This is a genomic window from Desulfovibrio piger ATCC 29098, assembly GCF_000156375.1.
Classification (GTDB): Bacteria; Desulfobacterota; Desulfovibrionia; order Desulfovibrionales; family Desulfovibrionaceae; genus Desulfovibrio; species Desulfovibrio piger.
On record NZ_DS996353.1, the window covers coordinates 44,799 to 62,672 of the forward strand.

A 17,874-nucleotide genomic window follows, 5' to 3' on the forward strand; every position below is an offset into this window, starting at 1 on the left:
TGCCCCGCATGCGGGGAAGGAGCGGAAGGGACCCCGAACGGCATCCCGGTGGGCCCATAAACGAAAAAACCCGCTGATTGCTCAGCGGGCTATTTTCTCGGTGGCGGAGAGGAAGAGATTCGAACTCTTGGTACGCTTTTAACGTACACACGATTTCCAATCGTGCTCCTTCGACCAACTCGGACACCTCTCCGTGTCGTGAAGACCTGCTCTTTATAGGCAGAACCTTCGGCTTTGGCAAGCAAAAAATCGCATTTTTCGCGAAAAAATTTTTTCTTCCAAAATTTATATGTTATTTTAGTATGTTATCTTCGCTGCTTTTCGTCTCCATCTTCCGCCGGAGATGGTCACAACTGCCTACTCACGGAGCATGATGACGAAAAGGGGTCCCGGCCCTGCCTTTGGCAAGGGCCACGGCAAGGACGATGACCAGCAGGACGAGCAGGGTCTGCCACATGGCCTAGTCCTTGCGATCCCTGTCTTCTTCGCGCTTTTTTTTGCCCATCATGTAAAAAAAGCCCAGGACGGCCACACCGAAGGCCACGATACCGGCCAGATTGAGCATGAAGATGGTATCCATACGATCTCCTGAAAGACTGTCCGGGGTGTCCCGGAGTTCGTCCGTTGTTGCCAGAAGGCCCGGCAGGGGAGCGGGATGGTCCCGCCCCGCCGTTGCCGGGCCGTCAGCATCAGAAAAGGATGGCGCTGCCGTGGCAGCCGCCTATGGTCGTTTTAGATGCCCAGCTGGCTGAAGCCGCTGTCCACGTAGATGACTTCACCGGTCACGCCGTGGGAGAGCTCGGAGGCCAGGAACACGGCGGCACCGCCCACATCGGCGGTGGTCACGTTGCGGCGCAGGGGAGCATGCTCTTCCACGCGGGTGAAGATGTTCTTCAGGCCGGAGACGGCGGAAGCGGCCAGGGTCTTGATGGGGCCGGCGCTCAGGGCATTGACGCGCACGCCCTTTTCGCCCAGGTCGTAGGACAGGTAGCGCACGGAGGCTTCCAGGGCGGCCTTGGCCACGCCCATGATGTTGTAGCCGGGGATGACCTTGGTGGAACCGTGGTAGGTCATGGTCAGCACCGAAGAACCGTCATGCAGCAGGGGCTCGAAAGCGCGGCAGACACCGGTGAGGGAGTAGGCGGAGATGTCCAGGGCCAGATGGAAACCGGCGCGCGACGTATCCAGGAAACGGCCGCTCAGGTCTTCACGGTTGGCAAAGGCCACGGAGTGGACCAGGATGTCCACCTCGCCCCACTTTTCCTTGACCAGGTCGGCCGCGGCCTGGATCTGGGCGTCGTCGGTCACGTCACACTGGAAGGTGAACTCGCCTCCCAGTTCTTCGCTCAGGGGCTCAACACGTTTTTTGATGGCGTCGCCCACATAGTTGAAGGCAAGGCGGGCGCCCTGTTCCTTGAAGGCATTGGCGATGCCGTAAGCGATGCTCTTGTTGTTGGCCAGGCCCAGGATCAGGGCTTTTTTTCCTTGAAGCAGCATGTAGTATCCTCCAGAAAAGTCGCCTTGGCGACGGTGACCACAGGTTAGATGGTGAATTCTTTGCCCGTCAGGATGTGGTAGGCCTCACGGTAGCGCCGGGCCGTGGCGTCCACGACCTCGGCAGGCAGGGCAGGCGCGGGCGGCTGCATGTCCCAGGGCTGGGAGGTGAGCCAGTCGCGCAGGTACTGTTTGTCGAAACTAGGCTGGCTGCGGCCGGGTTCGTACTGGTCCGCAGGCCAGAAGCGGGAAGAGTCGGGGGTCAGTACTTCGTCGATGAGGCGCAGTTCCCCGTCCACGAAACCGAATTCGAACTTGGTGTCGGCCACGATGATGCCGCGGCTGGCAGCGTAGGCACGTCCGGCTTCATAGATGGCCAGGGTGGTCTCCTGGACCTTGCGGGCCACATTTTCGCCCAGCAGGCGGGCGGCCTCGTCGGCGCTGATGTTCTGGTCGTGCTGGCCCAGCTCGGCCTTGGTGGAAGGCGTGAAAAGGGCCGTCTCCAGCTTGTCGGATTCCCGCATGCCGGCAGGCAGCTGATAGCCGCAGAGCGTGCCGGTCTTCTGATAGTCTTTCCAGCCCGAGCCGGAGATGTAGCCGCGTACGATACATTCCACAGGCAGGGGCTTTGCCTTGCGGACCAGCACGGCGCGCCCTTCAAGCTCGTCCTTCCAGGGGGCAAGGGCGGCGGGGAACCGGTCCACGTCGCTTTCCACCAGATGATTGGGGATGATGTCCTTGAACTTGTCCATCCAGAACAGGGTGATCTGGTTCAGGATCACGCCCTTGTAGGGGATGGGCTTGTCCATGATGACATCGAAGGCGGACATGCGGTCGGTAGTGACGATGAGCAGGGTCTTGTCGTCGATGTCATAGATGTCGCGGACCTTGCCGCGGGACAGCAGCGGGTAAGCGCTGATTTCAGTCTTGGTGGTGATGCGCATAGTCTTGATCCAGTTTTGTTTAAGGCACTAGCGCTTGCTGCGGATCTCCACGGAACGGGCGTGGGCCTCCAGCCCTTCCAGACGGGCCAGAGAAGCAATGGCAGGCGCGTTTTCCAGCAGGAAGGCCGGAGAAGTGGCCACGATGCTGGTTTTTTTGCAGAAGTTCTGGACGGAGAGCGCGGAAGAGAAGCGCGCGGTCCGCAGGGTGGGCAGCACATGGTTGGGGCCCGCGAAGTAGTCCCCCACGGGTTCGGGGCTGTGCTGGCCCATGAAGATGGCCCCGGCATGGCGGATGTGGGGCAGCAGGGCCCAGGGATCGCGCACGCACAGTTCCAGATGCTCGGGGGCCACGCGGTTGGCGATGGCCACGGCGGTCATGATGTTGGGCACCACCACGATGGCGCCCCAGTCCATGAGGGACTTGCTGGCGATCTGGGCCTTGGGCAGCTGGCTGCACTGCTTTTCCAGTTCCTGCTGCACCTGCTCGGCCAGGGTGATGTCATCGGTGAGCAGGATGGCGGAAGCCAGCATGTCGTGTTCGGCTTGGGAGAGCATGTCCGCGGCCAGCCAGTGCGGGCGGGCGGAGCTGTCGGCCACCACCAGCACTTCACTGGGGCCGGCCACCATGTCGATGCCCACCGTGCCCTGCACCAGACGTTTGGCCGTGGCCACATAGATGTTGCCGGGACCGGCGATGACGTCCACGGGATCGATGCTCTGGGTACCGTAGGCCATGGCGCCGATGGACCAGGCACCGCCCACGCGGTAGATCTCGTCGATGTCCAGCAGGTGGGCCGCCGCCAGGATGTGCGGGTTGATGGTGCCGTCCTTGCGGGGCGGGGTGCACACGGCCACGCGGGGCACGCCGGCCACCAGGGCGGGGATGGCATTCATGAGCATGCTGGAGAGCAGCGGGGTATTGCCGCCCTGGCCACCGGGCACATACAGGCCCACACGGTCCACGGGCAGCACGCGCTGGCCCAGGATGCTGCCGTCAGGGCGGGTCTGGAACCAGGATTTTTCCAGCTGTTCCTTGTGGAAAGTACGGATGTTGTGGGCGGCTTCGCTGATCTGCTCGCGATGTTCGGGAGAGATGGACGCCGCGGCCCAGGCGATGTCCTGTTCGCTGACGCGCAGGGGCGCGGCAAATTCGGGACAGTCGAAACGGCGGGTATAGTCGATCAGGGCCTCATCGCCCTTTTCACGTACATTGGCGAGGATCTCGCGCACGCTGCCCTCAACGCTGTCGCCGGGATTGAAGCGGCCGTCGAGCCACTGCGAGGCCTTGACCCATTCCTGCTCGGACTGCAGGTGCAAAATTCGGCAAATCATGGAATATACCTCAAGAAAAAAACGCCACCGGAGGGCGCGTGGACGCGCGGAATTGCGCGTCGGACGAATATAGCGAAGGCGTGCACCAATGTCGAGACTTCCGTGCAGGGGCCCTTTGCCGGGCTGTCATCCCCTTGACAGTACGCCGGTGCGTATTTACTCAATACTAGCCGGCACAACGCCGGTGCATTTCTGGGAGGAACCATGGATCGTCACAACGAGAACGATGATATGCATATGAAGGACACGCAGAACACGGAAGCGCAGGAAGAGGCCTGTGCCGGTGCCGAGGCCGGGGATGCCGGGGACGCCGTGCAGACCCTGCCGGAAAACCTGGAAAGCCTGTGCCACGAACATGTGTGCCCCAACTGCACCGAAAAGCGCGATGCCGATGACGCACGCCTGCGCGCGGCCGCGGAGATGGATAATTTCAAAAAGCGTCTGAAGCGCGAGCACGAGGATCAGATCCGCTATGCGGCGGAAAAGGTCATGAGCGACCTGCTGCCCACGCTGGACAACCTCGACCTGGCCCTGCAATACGGCAGCAAGGACGAGGCCTGCAAGGACATGCTCCAGGGCGTGGCCATGACCCGCAAGCTGTTGCTGGAAGCCGTGGCGCGCCACGGCCTGACCCCCGTGGGCACGGCCGGTGAGGCCTTCACGCCCGAACTGCACGAAGCCGTGGGCTTCGATGCCGAGGCCGATGTGGAAGCCGGGGCCGTGGCCCGCGTGCTGCAGAGCGGCTACAAGCTGGGCGAACGTCTGCTGCGTCCGGCCAAGGTCATGATCAAGCAGGGCTAAGCGCCGTTACCCGCAAGACAACCGGAAGGGCCTTCCCCGTTGGGGGAGGGCCCTTTTTTATTGCCGGCAAAGGCGGAGAGGACGCCCTGCCGGTATGCCGGGGGCCTTTTCCCTTCCCTGTCTGCTCCAACGGGGGGCCCCCAGGCATATCGGCAGCCTTGCTGCCGGAGGCTCGCGGCCGGTCGTTGTCGCAGTGGTCTGCCCGGCATCCCGGACAGGGGAGGGCCAGGCTTTGCTGCCGTTCCCTGCGCCAGCGCCGGGCAGTCCGGCAAAACAGCTTGACTTTCAGAAGTATTGCCACCTAGCGTAATGGTAGGTGGCTGTACGGCGGTGAATGCTGCGTGCGGTGCTTTTATCGTGTTCCGACTGTTTTTGTGGGGGATGGATATGAAAAAATTGTATGTCGTGCTCGCGGTCTGTCTTCTGTGGGCATGCCAGGTGACGACGGCAGGGGCCGAAGGCTTCGCCCTGACGGAATGGAGCTCGCGGGGCCTGTCGCTGGCAGGCGGCATGGTGGGGCGTGCGGATGACCCCTCGGCCATCGCCTACAATGCGGCGGGCATCACCCAGCTGCCGGGCACACACGTCATGGGCGGTTTTGCCGCCATCGCGCCCATGGGCACCATCGATCTGGACCTCGCCGACGGCAGCCATACCTCCACGACCACAAAACCGCACATCTGGGCTGCACCGCACGCGTACATCACCCATCAGCTGAACGACCGCTTCTGGCTGGGCCTGGGCCTGTTCTCGCGTTTCGGCCTCGGCAATGAATTCGCCGACAACTGGACGGGGCGCTACAACCTGACCAACATCAATTTCCAGACCTTTTCCCTCGTGCCCACCGTGGCCCTGAAGGTCAACGATGTCCTCTCCCTTTCGGCGGGCGTGGAGATCATGCATGCCAGCTTTGCCATGGGACAGCAGATCCCCAGCATGCAGTATATCGGCTATTTCCCCAGCAAAGGGGAGGACAGCAAGATGACGCTCAACGGTACGGGCTGGGGCGTGGGGGCCCAGCTGGGCGCGCACTTCCGCATGACCGACGAGCTGTCTTTGGGCTTTTCCTATAAAAGTCCGGTCACGCTCAATATCGCCGGCACGGCGGATTTCTCCCGGCATCACAGCAACATGCTGGCCGACCAGGGACAGGTGCCGCACACCATCGATACCGACGTGCACAGCACGGTGCATCTGCCCGATTCCTTCGCCGTGGGCCTGGCCTACCGCCCGCTGGAAAATCTGAGCTTCGAGGTGGGCACCGTCTTCACCCGCTGGTCCACCTACGATTCCATGAACATCTATTTCGATTCCGACTTCCAGTCCATCAACCATAAGAAGTGGCGTGACGGCTGGAACTTCAACGCCAGCGTGGAATACGAGCCCCTGGACTGGCTGGCCCTGCGCGCGGGCTTCTGGTACGAGACGCCGGTCACCAACGAGTCGCACGCGGATTTCATGGTCCCCAGTCACGGCCGCACGGGCGTCAGCGTGGGCGCGGGCTTCCAGTGGGGCAACTGGACGCTCGATCTGGCCTATGCCCATCTTTGGGTGCACAGCCTGGACTATTCGGAGACCGATGCCGCCGGTATCCGTTCGTCCGTGGGGAATGTCAGCAGCGGGAACAGCCGGAACACGGTGGCCAATATCTATTCCGCCACCATCGGCTACACGTTCTGATGGCTGGACTGCCACGTCGGGCATGACAGGCTGTCGGCAAGCGCATGCCGGACCGGAATGCAGGCATGGCCCGGTAACCGCTCTGACTGTACGAAACTGATATTTTTCATTTGAAGGATAAAACGGCGGCAAGCGGGATGGCGCGGTCCGTGCGGGGCAGTCACTGGCAGCAAGGCCACATTGGACCAAAAGGAAAGGGAGGCCTTGAGCCTCCCTTTTTTCGTCTTGTGATGTCGTGATCGACAGTTGCCTTCCGTATGTTCCGGCCTGCCGTCCGGCCATGCCGGATGGTACGGCACCCGCCGGGCCTGCTGCTGGGGGCAATGCCGGTCAGGTAACGCAAAATGCGTTGTCTCTAGCGTCCCCCCTTGAGCCGGGGCAGCAGGCGTTCGGCCAGGTGTTCGCCCAGCCCCTGCAACAGGCGGCTCTGGGCCGCCACCAGGCTGGCGCTGCTCATGCCGGCGTCCTCGCTGGCCGCGTAGATGCCGCGATCCAGTGCCTCCCCGCCACGGGAAAGCTGCCAGCGGGCCTGCAAGCGGGCCGTGCCCGGCGTGTCGCCGTCCAGACGTTCCAGAGCCACGGCCAGTTCCATGTCTCCCTGCCGGTCTCCGGCCGCGATCACATCGATGCCCCGGGGCAGCAGCCGGGCGGCCAGCACTTCGCCCAGCACGCGCCGGGCGCCCTGTCCAAGCGGTTCGGCCCAGATATCCAGTTCCGAGACCTCCAGACGGGTCTGGCCGTCGCTGCGGCGCACCAGGCCGTTGCGGTCCAGATAGTCAGGCACGCTCACCGGTGCGATGCTCAGGCTGGCAGCGGGCAGGCTGTCGGCGGTCAGGGGGGGCTGGCCGCTGTCCAGCAGATAAAAATGCGTGGGCGCGCTGCGGCCGCAGGCGGTCAGCAGGAGCGTCAGCAGGGCCAGGAAAATGGTCGTATGGCGGAGGATAGGGTTCATCGGCGACTTCCTTGTTTGCCGCGGAGCAGGGCTTCAGGGTTGCGTTCCAGCACGTCCATGAACGCCCGCAGGGAACGTACGGCAGCCGCGCTTTCCTGGATCAGGCGGCGCAGCTCCTGGGTGAGGGGGGCATTGCGCTCCACCACGGCCTTGGTGGCCAGGGAAACGGAGGAGACGTTGTTCATGGCGTCACGGGTGCTTTGCAGGGCCTGGGGCAGGTCGTGCTGGGCCGATGTGGCCGCCGCATTCAGCTTTTCCAGGGCCTGGGCCAGGGTCTTCTGGGATTCCTGCATGCCGGCCAGTAGGGCCTGGGCCTCTTCGAAGGTGGTGGCAAAGGCCTTGAGACCGCGCTCCAGCGCATCGCCGGACAGGGCGGCGTTGAGCTTTTCCAGTATGCCCGCCGTGGTACGCGCCATCTCTTCCAGCGGCAGGCTGGCCACGGTGCGCTGCAGGGTGTCGATGGGCGAGGGCAGGGTGGGGATCTCCCTGTCCGGCATGGGGGACCGGAAATTGGCCGGCGTGTTGGGCAAAAAGTCCAGTTCCACGCGGTACTGGCCGGTGATGAGGCTCTGGAGCTGCAGGCGGGCGCGCAGGCCGCGCTGGATCAGGCGGCGCAGGATCTCCTGCCGGAAGTTGTCCGTGAGCTCGCCGGTGACCCCGGCCCGGACGATGCTGTTCTCGTCCAGCCGGATGTAGACCGGGATGGTGACGCTGGCGTCGCGCGGGTTGGCCTCCAGGCTGATGCGCGTGACCTGGCCCATGGGTACGCCGCGGAAGACCACGGGCGCCCCGATGTTGAGGCCGCTCACCGAGCCGTCGAAGTACAGGACGTATTCGATGTCGTCACTGAACATGCGTCCGCCGCCCAGCAGGATGATGCCCGCCACCAGCAGCGCCAGTCCGCCGATGACGAAAGCCCCTACAGCGGTTTTGAATGATTGTTTTGCCATACCGTATCCTGTGGGTTCAGTCCTGTTGTTGGGGGCCGTCGGCCTCGCCGCGCGTCAAAAAGCGCAGGGCCTGCAGCTCGGTGTGCGGGTCGCGCACCAGTTCGGAGGGGTTGCCCCGGGCGGTGACGCGCCGGGTCCGCACGTCAAGATAGATGCCGTTGCTGGCGATGGCGAAGATGCTGGCCAGCTCGTGGGAGACGATGACGAAGGTCGTGCCCAGGGCGTCGCGCAGCTCCAGGATCAGGTCGTCCAGCATGCGGGCGCTCACCGGGTCCAGACCGGCGGACGGTTCGTCCAGAAAAAGGATCTCGGGGTCCAGGGCCAGCGCCCGGGCCAGACCGGCCCGCTTGCGCATGCCGCCGCTGATCTCCGAAGGGTAGTAGTCCTCGAAACCGGCAAGACCGGCCAGGGCCAGCTTGAGGGATGCCTGCTCGCGGATCTCGTCGTCATCGAGGTCGGTGTACTGCTGCAGCGGCAGGCCCACGTTTTCGGCCAGGGTCATGGAGCTCCACAGGGCGCCGCCCTGGAAAAGGACGCCCGTGCGGCGCAGGATGCGGCGGCGCTCTTTTTCGGTGCAGGCCCAGATGTCCGTATCGCCGTAGAGCACCTGGCCGCTCTGGGGCTCCTTGAGGCCCATGAGCGTGCGCAGGAGCGAGCTTTTGCCGCAGCCGGAACCGCCCATGATGAGGAAGATGTCGTCGGCGGCCACATCGAAATTCACGTCACGCATGAGCACGAAGGAACCGTAGCCCAGGGTCAGGTCGCGGACGCGCAGGCGGGGAGTGCTCATGTCAGATGCCCAGTACGTTGCAGATGATGGTGATGATGGCCGTGGCGATGATGATGCCCACGATGGACTGGACCACGGCCGTGGTGGTGGCCAAGCCCACGGCCTGGGCGCTGCGGCCGCAGCGGATGCCCTGATAGCAGCCCGCCAGGGCGATGATGACGCCGAACACCGTGCCGTAGGCGATACCGATGAGCCCGTGGACGAAGGAGACCATCTGCATGGTGGCGTTGAGATATTCGGCGGAACTCAGCCCCAACATGGAGACGCCTACCACATAACCGCCCAAAATGCCCATAAGGTCGGCATAGACCGTGAGCAGGGGCACCATGAACATCAGGGCCAGCATGCGCGGCAGCACCAGAAAATCGATGGGCGAGATGCCCAGGGTGGTCAGGGCGTCCACTTCCTCGTTGACCTGCATGGTACCGATCATGGCCGCATAGGCGGCCCCCACGCGGCCGGACATGACCACGCCCACCATGACCGCCCCCATGACGCGCAGCATGCCGATGCCCACCAGCCCGGCCACATAGATCTGGGCGCCGAACTGCGTCAGCTGCACCGCGCCCACAAAGGCCAGGATCAGGCCGAACAGCAGGCTGGTGATGGAGATGATGGGCAGGGCGCGCACGCCGCATTCGTACATGGCTTCCACGAAGTCCTGCATGCGCATGCCGGCGCGTCCCAGGATGAGGCGCCAGATGGAAAGGGTCACGTCGCCGAGGAATTCCAGAAAATCCGCACAGCGGGGCGGCAGACTCATGACCGCTCCGCCCACCCGGGCGAAAAGCCCCTGCCGGTGGTCGCTGCGGGCGGCCCCTGCCTGGGCCGGGATGGCGAAGGCCAGATGCAGCAGCCGTGCCAGGCCTGCGGGCAGGTCCTGGCTGATCTCGATCCGTGCGGCGCTGGCGGCCTTGTGCAACTGGACGAGGAAGACCAGCAGGCTGCTGTCCCAGGCGTCGAGGGAGGCCGCCGCGAGGTGCAGCTGCCGGATGCCGGGGCCCTGCAGCTGCTGCAGGGCATCGGCACACTGCGGCGGCCAGGGGGTATTGATGGCCCAGCTGCCGGAGACGGTGACCTGAAGGCGCTCTCCGGCCCTGTCCAGGATTACTTGCGGACTTGTTTCCATCTCTATAGTATACGCGTGGGACAGAAGCTACGCAAGGAGGGAGGCCGCTCCCCCGCAGGCTTTTTCCCCTTTTTGCTTACCCTCAACCCCGGATTGCCATGTCGCTGAAACAACGCCTCGGGCTTGCCGCAGAGCCCGTCTTTCTCATGGATGGCTCGGCCTTCATCTATCGCGGCTTTTTTGCCAACAGGAACATGCAGCGTTCCGACGGCTTTCCCACCAATTCCCTGGTGGTGGTCAGCCGTGTGCTGCTGCGCATCCTGCGCGAAGAGCGCCCCCGCTATTTCGCCTTCGTGCAGGACGGCAAGGGCCCCAACTTCCGGCACGAGATATTCCCCCTTTACAAGGCCAACCGTGACGCCACGCCCGAAGACCTGGTACGCCAGCTGGACCCCATCCAGCGCATGGTGCGGGCCCTGGGCCTGCGGCTGGAAGTCTCGCAGGGCTGCGAGGCCGACGACTGCATCGCCTCGCTGGCGGCGCGCTTCGCGGGGGAACACCCCGTCATCATCGTCAGCGGCGACAAGGACCTGAAGCAGTGCCTGGGCCCCAATGTCTATATGTGGGATCCGGCCTCCAAGGAAGAAAAGCTGGTGAGCGAGGCCGACTTCACGGCGGAGAGCGGCGTGACGCCCGGCCAGTGGCCCGACGTGCAGGCCCTTATCGGTGATACCAGCGACAACATCCCCGGCGTGCCGGGCATCGGTCCCAAGACCGCGCGCCAGATTTTTTCCATTTGTCCCAGCCTTGAGGACATCCGCGACCATTTCGTCCTGCTGCCGCCCAAATTGCAGGCCAAGCTGCAGGAACATCTGGAAAACATGTTCATCTGGCGGCAGCTCACCACCCTGAGCCGCGAGGCCTGCCCCGGCGTCACCCTGGACGACCTGCGCGTGCGCCCGCTGGATGCCGCCACCTGCGCCCTGCTCACGGAAGAGTTCGAGCTTTTCGCCCTGCGGCGCGAGCTGGCCGCTCTGGACCGTTTGCAGGCCGCCGAGGCCGACCTGCCCGAGGAGTTCCTGGATGCGGGCAGCATCCGGGAGGACGCTCGGCCCGCAGCCGGGAAAAAGGCGGCCGCGGAACAGGCTTCCCTGCCGCTGGCCCAGCCTGCCCGCAGCGGTCGCGCCACCAGCCAGATGAGCCTGCTGGATGCCATGCCGCAGGAGTCCGCGCCCGCGCTGGATGACGTATCGGCCCTGCCGGACTGCGGGGATGCCCGCGTGGCCCTGATCTGGGCCCACGGTGACCGGGAGGCCCCCTATCTTGCCGTGGAAGGGGCTGACGGCGGCTCGTTGGGAGAATGGCAGTGGACAGGCCCCGTGGCGGAACTGGCCCGCTGGCTGGCCCCTGCCCGCACCCTGGTGACGGCCGATCTCAAGGGACTGCTGACGTCCGCTCCCTGCTGGCAGTTTTTGGCCGGACGTGCGGCGGATTGCATCGACCTGGGCGTGGCCGCCTATCTGCTGAATCCCGAAGAGAACGATTACGGCTGGCCCCGTCTTTCGGCCCGCTGGGGCGCCGTGCTGCGCCATGAACTGGAGAGCAGGGGCGAGACGGCCTCCGGCCCCGCACGCCTGGGACTGGCCATGGCGCAGCTGTTCGAGCAGCGCATGGAAAAGGACGGTCTGCTGGAGCTGTTCCGGCGGCTGGAAATGCCCCTGCTGCCCGTGCTGGCAGGCATGGAGCAGAGCGGGGTGGCCATCGACGCCGCGGCCTTCCGGGCCTTCCTCGACGACGTGCAGGGGCAGCTGGACCAGCTCACGGCCCATGTCTACGAGCTGGCGGGCACGCAGTTCAACATCCGCTCGGCCCAGCAGCTGGGCGACGTGCTGTTCAACGGGCTGGGCCTGCCCGCGCCGCGCAAGACCAAGGGCGGCCAGGCTTCCACCAGCCAGCAGACGCTCGAAAAACTGGCCGGGCAGCATCCCGTGGTGGACAGCATCCTCCAGTACCGCAAGCTGGAGAAGATGCGTTCCACCTATCTCGATCCCCTGCCGCGCCTGGTGGACCCGCAGGGCCGCATCCATACCACCTTCAACCAGAAGGCCACGGCCACGGGGCGGCTTTCCTCCAGCAATCCCAATCTGCAGAACATCCCCGTGCGCGGGCCGCTGGGCAAGCGCATGCGCTCCTGCTTCATCGCCGGGCCGGGCCGTCTGCTGGTCTCGGCCGACTATTCGCAGGTGGAGCTGCGCGTGCTGGCCCATGTCTCGCAGGATCCGGCCCTGCTGGAAGCCTTCCGCAACGGCGAGGACATCCACGCCCGCACGGCGGCCCTGGTCTATGATCTGCCGCCCGACCAGGTGAGCCCGGACCAGCGCCGTAATGCCAAGACCATCAACTTCGGCCTCATCTACGGCATGGGCGCCCAGAAGCTGGCCCAGGAGCTCAAGATCAGCACCACGCAGGCCAAGGACTTCATCGCCCGTTATTTCGAGCGCCTGCAAGGCCTGAAGGAGTTTTACGAAGGCGTGGAGGCCTCGGCCCGCAAGCACGGCTTCGTGACCACTCTGGGCGGTCGCCGCCGTTTGCTGCCGGACATCAATTCCGCCAGCGGCCAGGCCGCGGCCCTGGCCCGCCGTCAGGCCATCAATACCGTGATCCAGGGCTCTGCGGCGGACATCATCAAACTGGCCATGCTGGCCGTGGCCCGTGATGAGCGCCTGCGGGAGCTGGATGCCCGTCTGCTGCTGCAGGTGCACGACGAACTGTTGCTGGAAGTGCCCGCTGACGCCGCCGAAGAAGCCGGGGCCCTGGTGGCCCGCCTTATGCAGGACGTCTGCCCCGCAGGCAAGGAGCTTTCCGTGCCGCTGCTGGTGGACTGGGGCACCGGTCACGACTGGGGTGCGGCGCATTAGGCCCGCTGTTGCACAGCCCATGATCGTTTGGGGAAGGGGAGCTGCTCTCGCATGAGGCCGTGGCCCCTTCCCCCAAATTTTCTTTCCCGCACGTGGGTGGAAAACGGCAGGAGAGGGATTTTCCTGCCATGCCGCTTTGTCCTCACGAATCGGAGCGGGGAGGAGCTCCCATCCCTTTGGTGCAGGTGCTCCCTTCCTGAGGGGCGGCAGAGTGGCCTGATAAATAGGGATAGAAAAAACTAATGTTTTCAGATGGTTTTTTGCTTGGTTCAAATTTTTGGCAAAAAAAGGATGACAGCCGGAGCATTTTGATATACACCAACCCGCAGCCGTCTGGAATACGGCACAAATTTGGCATTCCGTCGTGAATGCTTGACAAGTTGCGCACTTTACGATAAAGAGCGCTTTCTTTGTGAGCGATACTGTCGTCACCCGTTAGGCGGCACGTCGCAGACGGATTTTCCGCCGCTTGATGGCTACTGAGATAAGTAGATGAGGAGTTCATCCCGATGAAGACGTTCAGCCCCACCCCGAAAGACATCAACCACGAATGGTTTGTGGTTGACGCCCAGGATCAGGTGCTGGGTCGTCTGGCCAGCCAGATCGCCCACCGCCTGCGCGGCAAGCATAAGCCCGAATTTGCCCGTCACATGGACAACGGCGACTTTATCGTCGTGGTCAACTGCGAAAAGGTCAAGGTGACTGGCACCAAGATGGCCCACAAGAACTACTATCGCCACTCCGGTTGGGTGGGCGGTCTGAAGACCACCTCCCTGGGCGATATGCTGGCTTCCAAGCCCGAGCGTGTGCTCATGGCCGCTGTGCGTGGCATGCTGCCCAAGAACCGTCTGGGCCGCGCCATGCTGAAGAAGCTCAAGATTTACGCGGGTCCCGAACACCCGCACACGGCTCAGAACCCGCAGCCGCTGACCCTGCCTTACTAAGGAGCGCACGTCATGAGCGACAAATTCGAATACGGCACCGGCCGCCGCAAGACCGCCACTGCCCGCACCCGCGTCTACGCTGGCTCCGGCAACATCACGGTGAACGGTCGTGCCTTTGAAGACTACTTCCCCCGCAAGACCCTGCAGATGATCATCCGTCAGCCCCTCGTGCTGTCCAAGCTGGCTGAAAAGCTGGACGTGCGCGTCAACGTGGCTGGTGGCGGCGTGGCCGGTCAGGCCGAAGCCGTGCGTCACGGTATTTCCCGCGCCCTACTGCTGGTGGATCCCGCCCTTCGTCCTATCCTGAAGAAGGCCGGCTTCCTGACCCGCGATGCGCGTAAGAAGGAACGCAAAAAGTACGGTCTGCGCGCTGCCCGCGCTCGTTACCAGTACTCGAAGCGTTAATCCGCACTCCGGATTACGGAACCTCAAGGGGTGGGTCATTGTTGGCCCACCCCTTTTCTGTTATCTTGCGCCCGTCCTGTCCCGGGAGACGGGAGTACGAGCCCTTTCTTTCGCGGTCCTGCCGGGCCACGCCTTTTGCTGCCGTCCGTGCCCTTGGCCCCTTGCCGGACCGCACCGGCCCTCTTCCATGCCGTCTGGTTGACGATGGATCGTCGAGGCGCCATGTGCTTCCGGTCCTGCCGGATCGCGCCCCGGGATGTTGTCGCCATCTTTTTGCCATGAGGTTTTCCACGCCATGCCCGTGATCCCCGAAGGCATCGCCTATGCCTATACCCACGAGACCACCCAGGCCACGACCGGCTATTTTTCCTGCCAGCCGCCCGCATCCCTGACCCTGCCCCAGGCGCTGGCCCGTCTGGAGGCCACGCCCTTTGATGATTTTTTGCGCCAGCACTGCCTGCGCCAGCTGAGCCGCCGTTCGCCGGAGGAGATCAAAAATCTGGCCGAGGAACTGTACGACCGCGAGACGGACAGCTTCCGGCGCATGGGGCTTGCCGGCCTGCTGCTGGAGTGCTCGCTGCTGGTGCCCGAACTGGCCCATTGCTGCGACAGCTTTCCCGAGGATGCCCTGCAGCGCCTGACGCTGTCGTCCTCCCTGATCTACCTGCGCGCTGCCAGCCGGAAGGATTTTGGCCTCATGCAGGCCTGGAGCGCCCATTTTGCCGACAACATCGCCCGGCACCACATGCTGCCGCACTGGGAAGAACTGGAGCTGGAGCTGCCCTACAGCGAAGAGGAGCTGGAGGTTTGCCGCGAAGGGCTGCGTGCCCGGGCCGGGATGCTGAAGCGGGAACACGCCCGCATGCAGGCGGAAGACCTGCCGCGCCTTGAGCGCCGTCCGGCGCAGGAGACCTACGAGCAGGCCGTCAATGCTTTGCTGGAGAACGATGTGCTGGCCGGTCAGGAGATGCGGCATCAGGCGTCGCTGTCTCCTATCGCGCTGCTGCGTTCCTGGAAGGTGGATCTGGATGTCGATTGCGGCCGCATGCGCCACAGCCTGCGTGGCGAGGCCACGGCCTACGGGCGCGGCCTTTCCCTGGCGGCGGCCCGGGCCTCCTACGTCATGGAGATCGTGGAGCGGGCCAGCAGCTATGTGAGCGTGGCCCGTACCGGTGAGCACTCCTTCGAGGTGACGAACCGTCGCCGGCCCATGCCGCTGATCCATGCTTCCTGCGCCAAGCTGCGCTCCCAGGGCAAGGATTTCCTTCCCCTTTCGTCCCTGCCGCTGGAAACGCCTTTTGAGGATTATGTGCCCCTGTACTGGCTGGAGGCCCGTGATCCGGAGGGCAAGACCGTGCTGGTGCCCGCGCAGGCGGTCTTCCTGTTCTGCAACCTGGACGAGCAGTCCCTGTTCCTGGCCGGCGGCTCCACGGGCCTGGCTTCCGGCAACACCGAGGCCGAAGCCAAGCTGGCGGCGCTCACGGAGATCGTGGAGCGTGACGCCGAAGCCACCACGCCCTTCGGCCGTGAAGGCTGCTTCGTGCTCAAGAGCCGTGACGAGCGTTTGCAGGCCCTGCTGGACGATTATGCGGCTCGCGGCATCCAGATCCAGTTCCAGGACATCACCACGGAGCTGGGCGTGCCGGTCTACCGCTGCTTCGTCATGAGCCGTCGCGGCGAAGTGGCGCAGGCCACGGGCGCCAATCTGTGCGGCAGCCGGGCCGCGCTGGCGGCGCTGACCGAAGTGCCCTGGCCCTATCCCTATGGCGAACCGACGGGGCCTGCCCTGGGCGGCCTGCCGGTGCGCTGGCTGGAAGATTTGCCCGATTACAGCCTGCCGTCGGCCGAAGCCTCCTGCAAGCTGCTGGAAAAGACGCTGTCTGCCCAGGGCCGTACGCCCCTGTATGTGGATATTTCCCGCAAGGATCTGGACATGCCTGTGGTGCGTGCCCTGGTCCCCGGCCTGGAGCTCACCGCGGACTTCGACCGCTTCTCCCGGCCGTCACTGCGCCTGCTGGCCCGCTACACGGCCCGTTGGCAGAAGTAGCAATCTGAGCGGGGGAGGAGCCCCCTTTTGCTTGCGGCAAAAAGCGGGTTCCTCCCCCGTGCCCCCTCCTCCCCCAAAACCCGCTATACGGAGGCATATAGCCGTACCTCAAGCACACGTTATCTGGAGATCATTTTCCGGGCAAAGCAGACAGGGGAGATAACAGAGACCATGCCAGTGGTCATGAAAAAAGGACGCCTTAGCGTCCTTTTTTTGTGATCTGATAAAAGTTTTTGGGAGGAAAGAGGGGAGCGCGAGGGGGGAAAGGAGGACCTTTTCTCAAAAAGGTCTCCGTTCCCCCCTCGCTCAAAACTTTTCGCCCGCTAGGCGTGCATCAGGCGGGCAAGAGCAGCATTGCTCTGCTGGCCTTTTTCTTCCAGCCAGTCCAGGAAGCCCTGGAGCTTGGGAGAAGGATTGGTATGCCGGGGCCAGGCGGCGTAGTAGGAGCGGAACGCCGTGGTGGGAGGCAGGTCGGGGAAGGGAGTGACCAGCTTTTGTTCAGCCAGCAGGGGCGCGATGAGACTGCACCGCCCCAGAGCCACGCCCAGGCCGTGGCTGGCGGCCACGGAAGCCCCGTAGGTATGGTCGAACGTGACGAAGTTCAGACAGTTGGAGATGTCCACATGGTTCCTGTCTGCCCATTCCTGCCATTCGGCCGTGGTGGCGGCATAATGCCAGGCGGCGGAGTCATGGAGCAGGGTGCAGGCGGGCAGGTTCTCGGGGTGGCCTATCAGGTCGTGCTTTTGCGCATATCCGGGTGAACAGACGGGCAGGGTGGCCTCGTCCATGAATTTGCGCGAGGTCAGGCCGCTGACGTGGCTTTCGGCATAATACAGGGCCACGTCCACCGTGGAGTCCCCGTGGAAATCGATGGGGGCGTTGCCGGTGCGCACATGCAGCTGCATGGAGGGGGAGCGCTGCTGGAAGTCGCTGAGCTGGGGGATGAGCCAGGCCAGGGCCAGACTGGGGGCGGCATAGATGGTCAGGGAGCTGAAGTCGTCCTGCAGGAGCTGGGTGATCTCCTCATAGATCTTCTGGAAAGCATTGAGGTAGACGTCGCGCAGGCGTTCCCCCTCCGGTGTCAGGGAAACGGCGCGGGTCAGGCGGTTGAACAGGGGGAAGCCCAGTTCTTTTTCCAGGCGGGCGATGCGGTGGCTGACAGCGCCGGAGGTCAGGCCAAGATGCCGGGCCGCGGCCTTGAAGCTCATGTAGCGGGCCGCGATGGCGAAGGTCTTTATGTTGATGAGGCTGGCGTCATCGTTGAGGACGCGGGCGATGCTGCGGGAACGCTGACGATTTTTGCTGTCGGGAAGCGTCACATTGTCTCCTTGGAGATCCCGCCCGAACGGGGCAGGGGATACGGACAGATATACGTTGCGAAGGGGATATTCCTTTCTTCATGGCCTTTCGTCAATACGGACAGGATGTGCCCGGGAAGAGGAACAGGGGAAAAGATGACCAGCCTTCAACCATGAGGATCTGTGATGAAAATACTTGAAAAATATATTATTATAACTAGTTACAGATAATAAAAAATCAAAAGGCAAA

General features: G+C 63.7%; 14 protein-coding genes and 1 tRNA gene. 6 read left to right on the forward strand and 9 right to left on the reverse strand.

The window, feature by feature from the left end:
• Positions 1-101 precede the first annotated feature (101 nt).
• The 4 genes from DESPIG_RS01755 to hisD form a co-directional block, all read right to left on the reverse strand.
• Positions 102-193, reverse strand: a tRNA-Ser gene (locus DESPIG_RS01755).
• 539 nt (positions 194-732) lie between these two features.
• Positions 733-1,497 carry an enoyl-ACP reductase FabI gene (locus tag DESPIG_RS01760; protein WP_006004296.1) on the reverse strand — a complete coding sequence of 255 codons (765 nt, stop codon included), beginning with the start codon at positions 1,495-1,497 and terminating at the stop codon, positions 733-735.
• 44 nt (positions 1,498-1,541) lie between these two features.
• Entirely contained in the window at positions 1,542-2,438 is an 897-nt protein-coding gene (locus DESPIG_RS01765) for a phosphoribosylaminoimidazolesuccinocarboxamide synthase (RefSeq protein WP_006004297.1), read from the reverse strand.
• A gap of 27 nt (positions 2,439-2,465) precedes the next feature.
• Positions 2,466-3,770 (reverse strand): histidinol dehydrogenase, encoded by a 1,305-nt coding sequence (hisD, locus tag DESPIG_RS01770; protein ID WP_006004299.1) that lies wholly within the window; start codon positions 3,768-3,770, stop codon positions 2,466-2,468.
• Between the two features lie 231 nt (positions 3,771-4,001).
• On the opposite strand from hisD, the gene DESPIG_RS01775 reads away from it, so the two are divergent.
• On the forward strand, positions 4,002-4,571 hold the full coding sequence (locus DESPIG_RS01775; protein ID WP_050760242.1) for a nucleotide exchange factor GrpE: 570 nt from the start codon (positions 4,002-4,004) through the stop codon (positions 4,569-4,571).
• A 387-nt stretch (positions 4,572-4,958) separates the two neighbouring features.
• Positions 4,959-6,251, forward strand: a complete 1,293-nt coding sequence (locus DESPIG_RS01780) for an OmpP1/FadL family transporter (RefSeq protein ID WP_040369045.1) — start codon at positions 4,959-4,961, stop codon at positions 6,249-6,251.
• A 355-nt stretch (positions 6,252-6,606) separates the two neighbouring features.
• Here DESPIG_RS01780 and DESPIG_RS01785 read toward each other — a convergent pair whose 3' ends face one another.
• From DESPIG_RS01785 to DESPIG_RS01800, 4 genes are read right to left on the reverse strand one after another with little or no spacing between them, the layout of a single operon-like run.
• A complete protein-coding gene (locus DESPIG_RS01785; protein WP_006004306.1) occupies positions 6,607-7,203 on the reverse strand; it encodes a PqiC family protein in 597 nt (198 codons plus the stop codon).
• A complete protein-coding gene (locus tag DESPIG_RS01790; protein WP_006004307.1) occupies positions 7,200-8,153 on the reverse strand; it encodes an MlaD family protein in 954 nt (317 codons plus the stop codon). Before DESPIG_RS01790 ends, DESPIG_RS01785 begins: the two co-directional genes overlap by 4 nt.
• Positions 8,154-8,169: 16 nt before the next feature.
• Complete coding sequence (locus DESPIG_RS01795) at positions 8,170-8,943, reverse strand: ABC transporter ATP-binding protein (protein ID WP_006004308.1); 774 nt, start codon at positions 8,941-8,943, stop codon at positions 8,170-8,172.
• 1 nt (position 8,944) lies between these two features.
• Positions 8,945-10,072 (reverse strand): MlaE family ABC transporter permease, encoded by a 1,128-nt coding sequence (locus DESPIG_RS01800; RefSeq protein WP_006004309.1) that lies wholly within the window; start codon positions 10,070-10,072, stop codon positions 8,945-8,947.
• Between the two features lie 98 nt (positions 10,073-10,170).
• Here DESPIG_RS01800 and polA point away from each other — a divergent pair, with 98 nt between their 5' ends.
• The 4 genes from polA (at position 10,171) to DESPIG_RS01820 (ending at position 16,326) form a co-directional block, all read left to right on the forward strand.
• Positions 10,171-12,930, forward strand: coding sequence for a DNA polymerase I (gene polA, locus DESPIG_RS01805; RefSeq protein ID WP_006004310.1), 2,760 nt, complete (start codon positions 10,171-10,173; stop codon positions 12,928-12,930).
• A 509-nt stretch (positions 12,931-13,439) separates the two neighbouring features.
• Complete coding sequence (gene rplM / locus DESPIG_RS01810) at positions 13,440-13,874, forward strand: 50S ribosomal protein L13 (RefSeq protein WP_006004312.1); 435 nt, start codon at positions 13,440-13,442, stop codon at positions 13,872-13,874.
• A 12-nt stretch (positions 13,875-13,886) separates the two neighbouring features.
• A complete protein-coding gene (gene rpsI, locus DESPIG_RS01815) occupies positions 13,887-14,279 on the forward strand; it encodes a 30S ribosomal protein S9 (protein WP_006004313.1) in 393 nt (130 codons plus the stop codon).
• Between the two features lie 295 nt (positions 14,280-14,574).
• The gene (locus DESPIG_RS01820; protein ID WP_006004315.1) at positions 14,575-16,326 is read left to right on the forward strand and encodes a YcaO-like family protein; all 1,752 of its coding nucleotides are present in this window, start codon (positions 14,575-14,577) and stop codon (positions 16,324-16,326) included.
• Between the two features lie 323 nt (positions 16,327-16,649).
• On the opposite strand, the gene DESPIG_RS01825 is transcribed toward DESPIG_RS01820, so the two are convergent.
• Positions 16,650-17,645: a LysR substrate-binding domain-containing protein gene (locus DESPIG_RS01825; RefSeq protein WP_006004318.1), complete on the reverse strand. Its 996-nt coding sequence runs from the start codon at positions 17,643-17,645 to the stop codon at positions 16,650-16,652.
• Between the last annotated feature and the right edge of the window lie 229 nt (positions 17,646-17,874).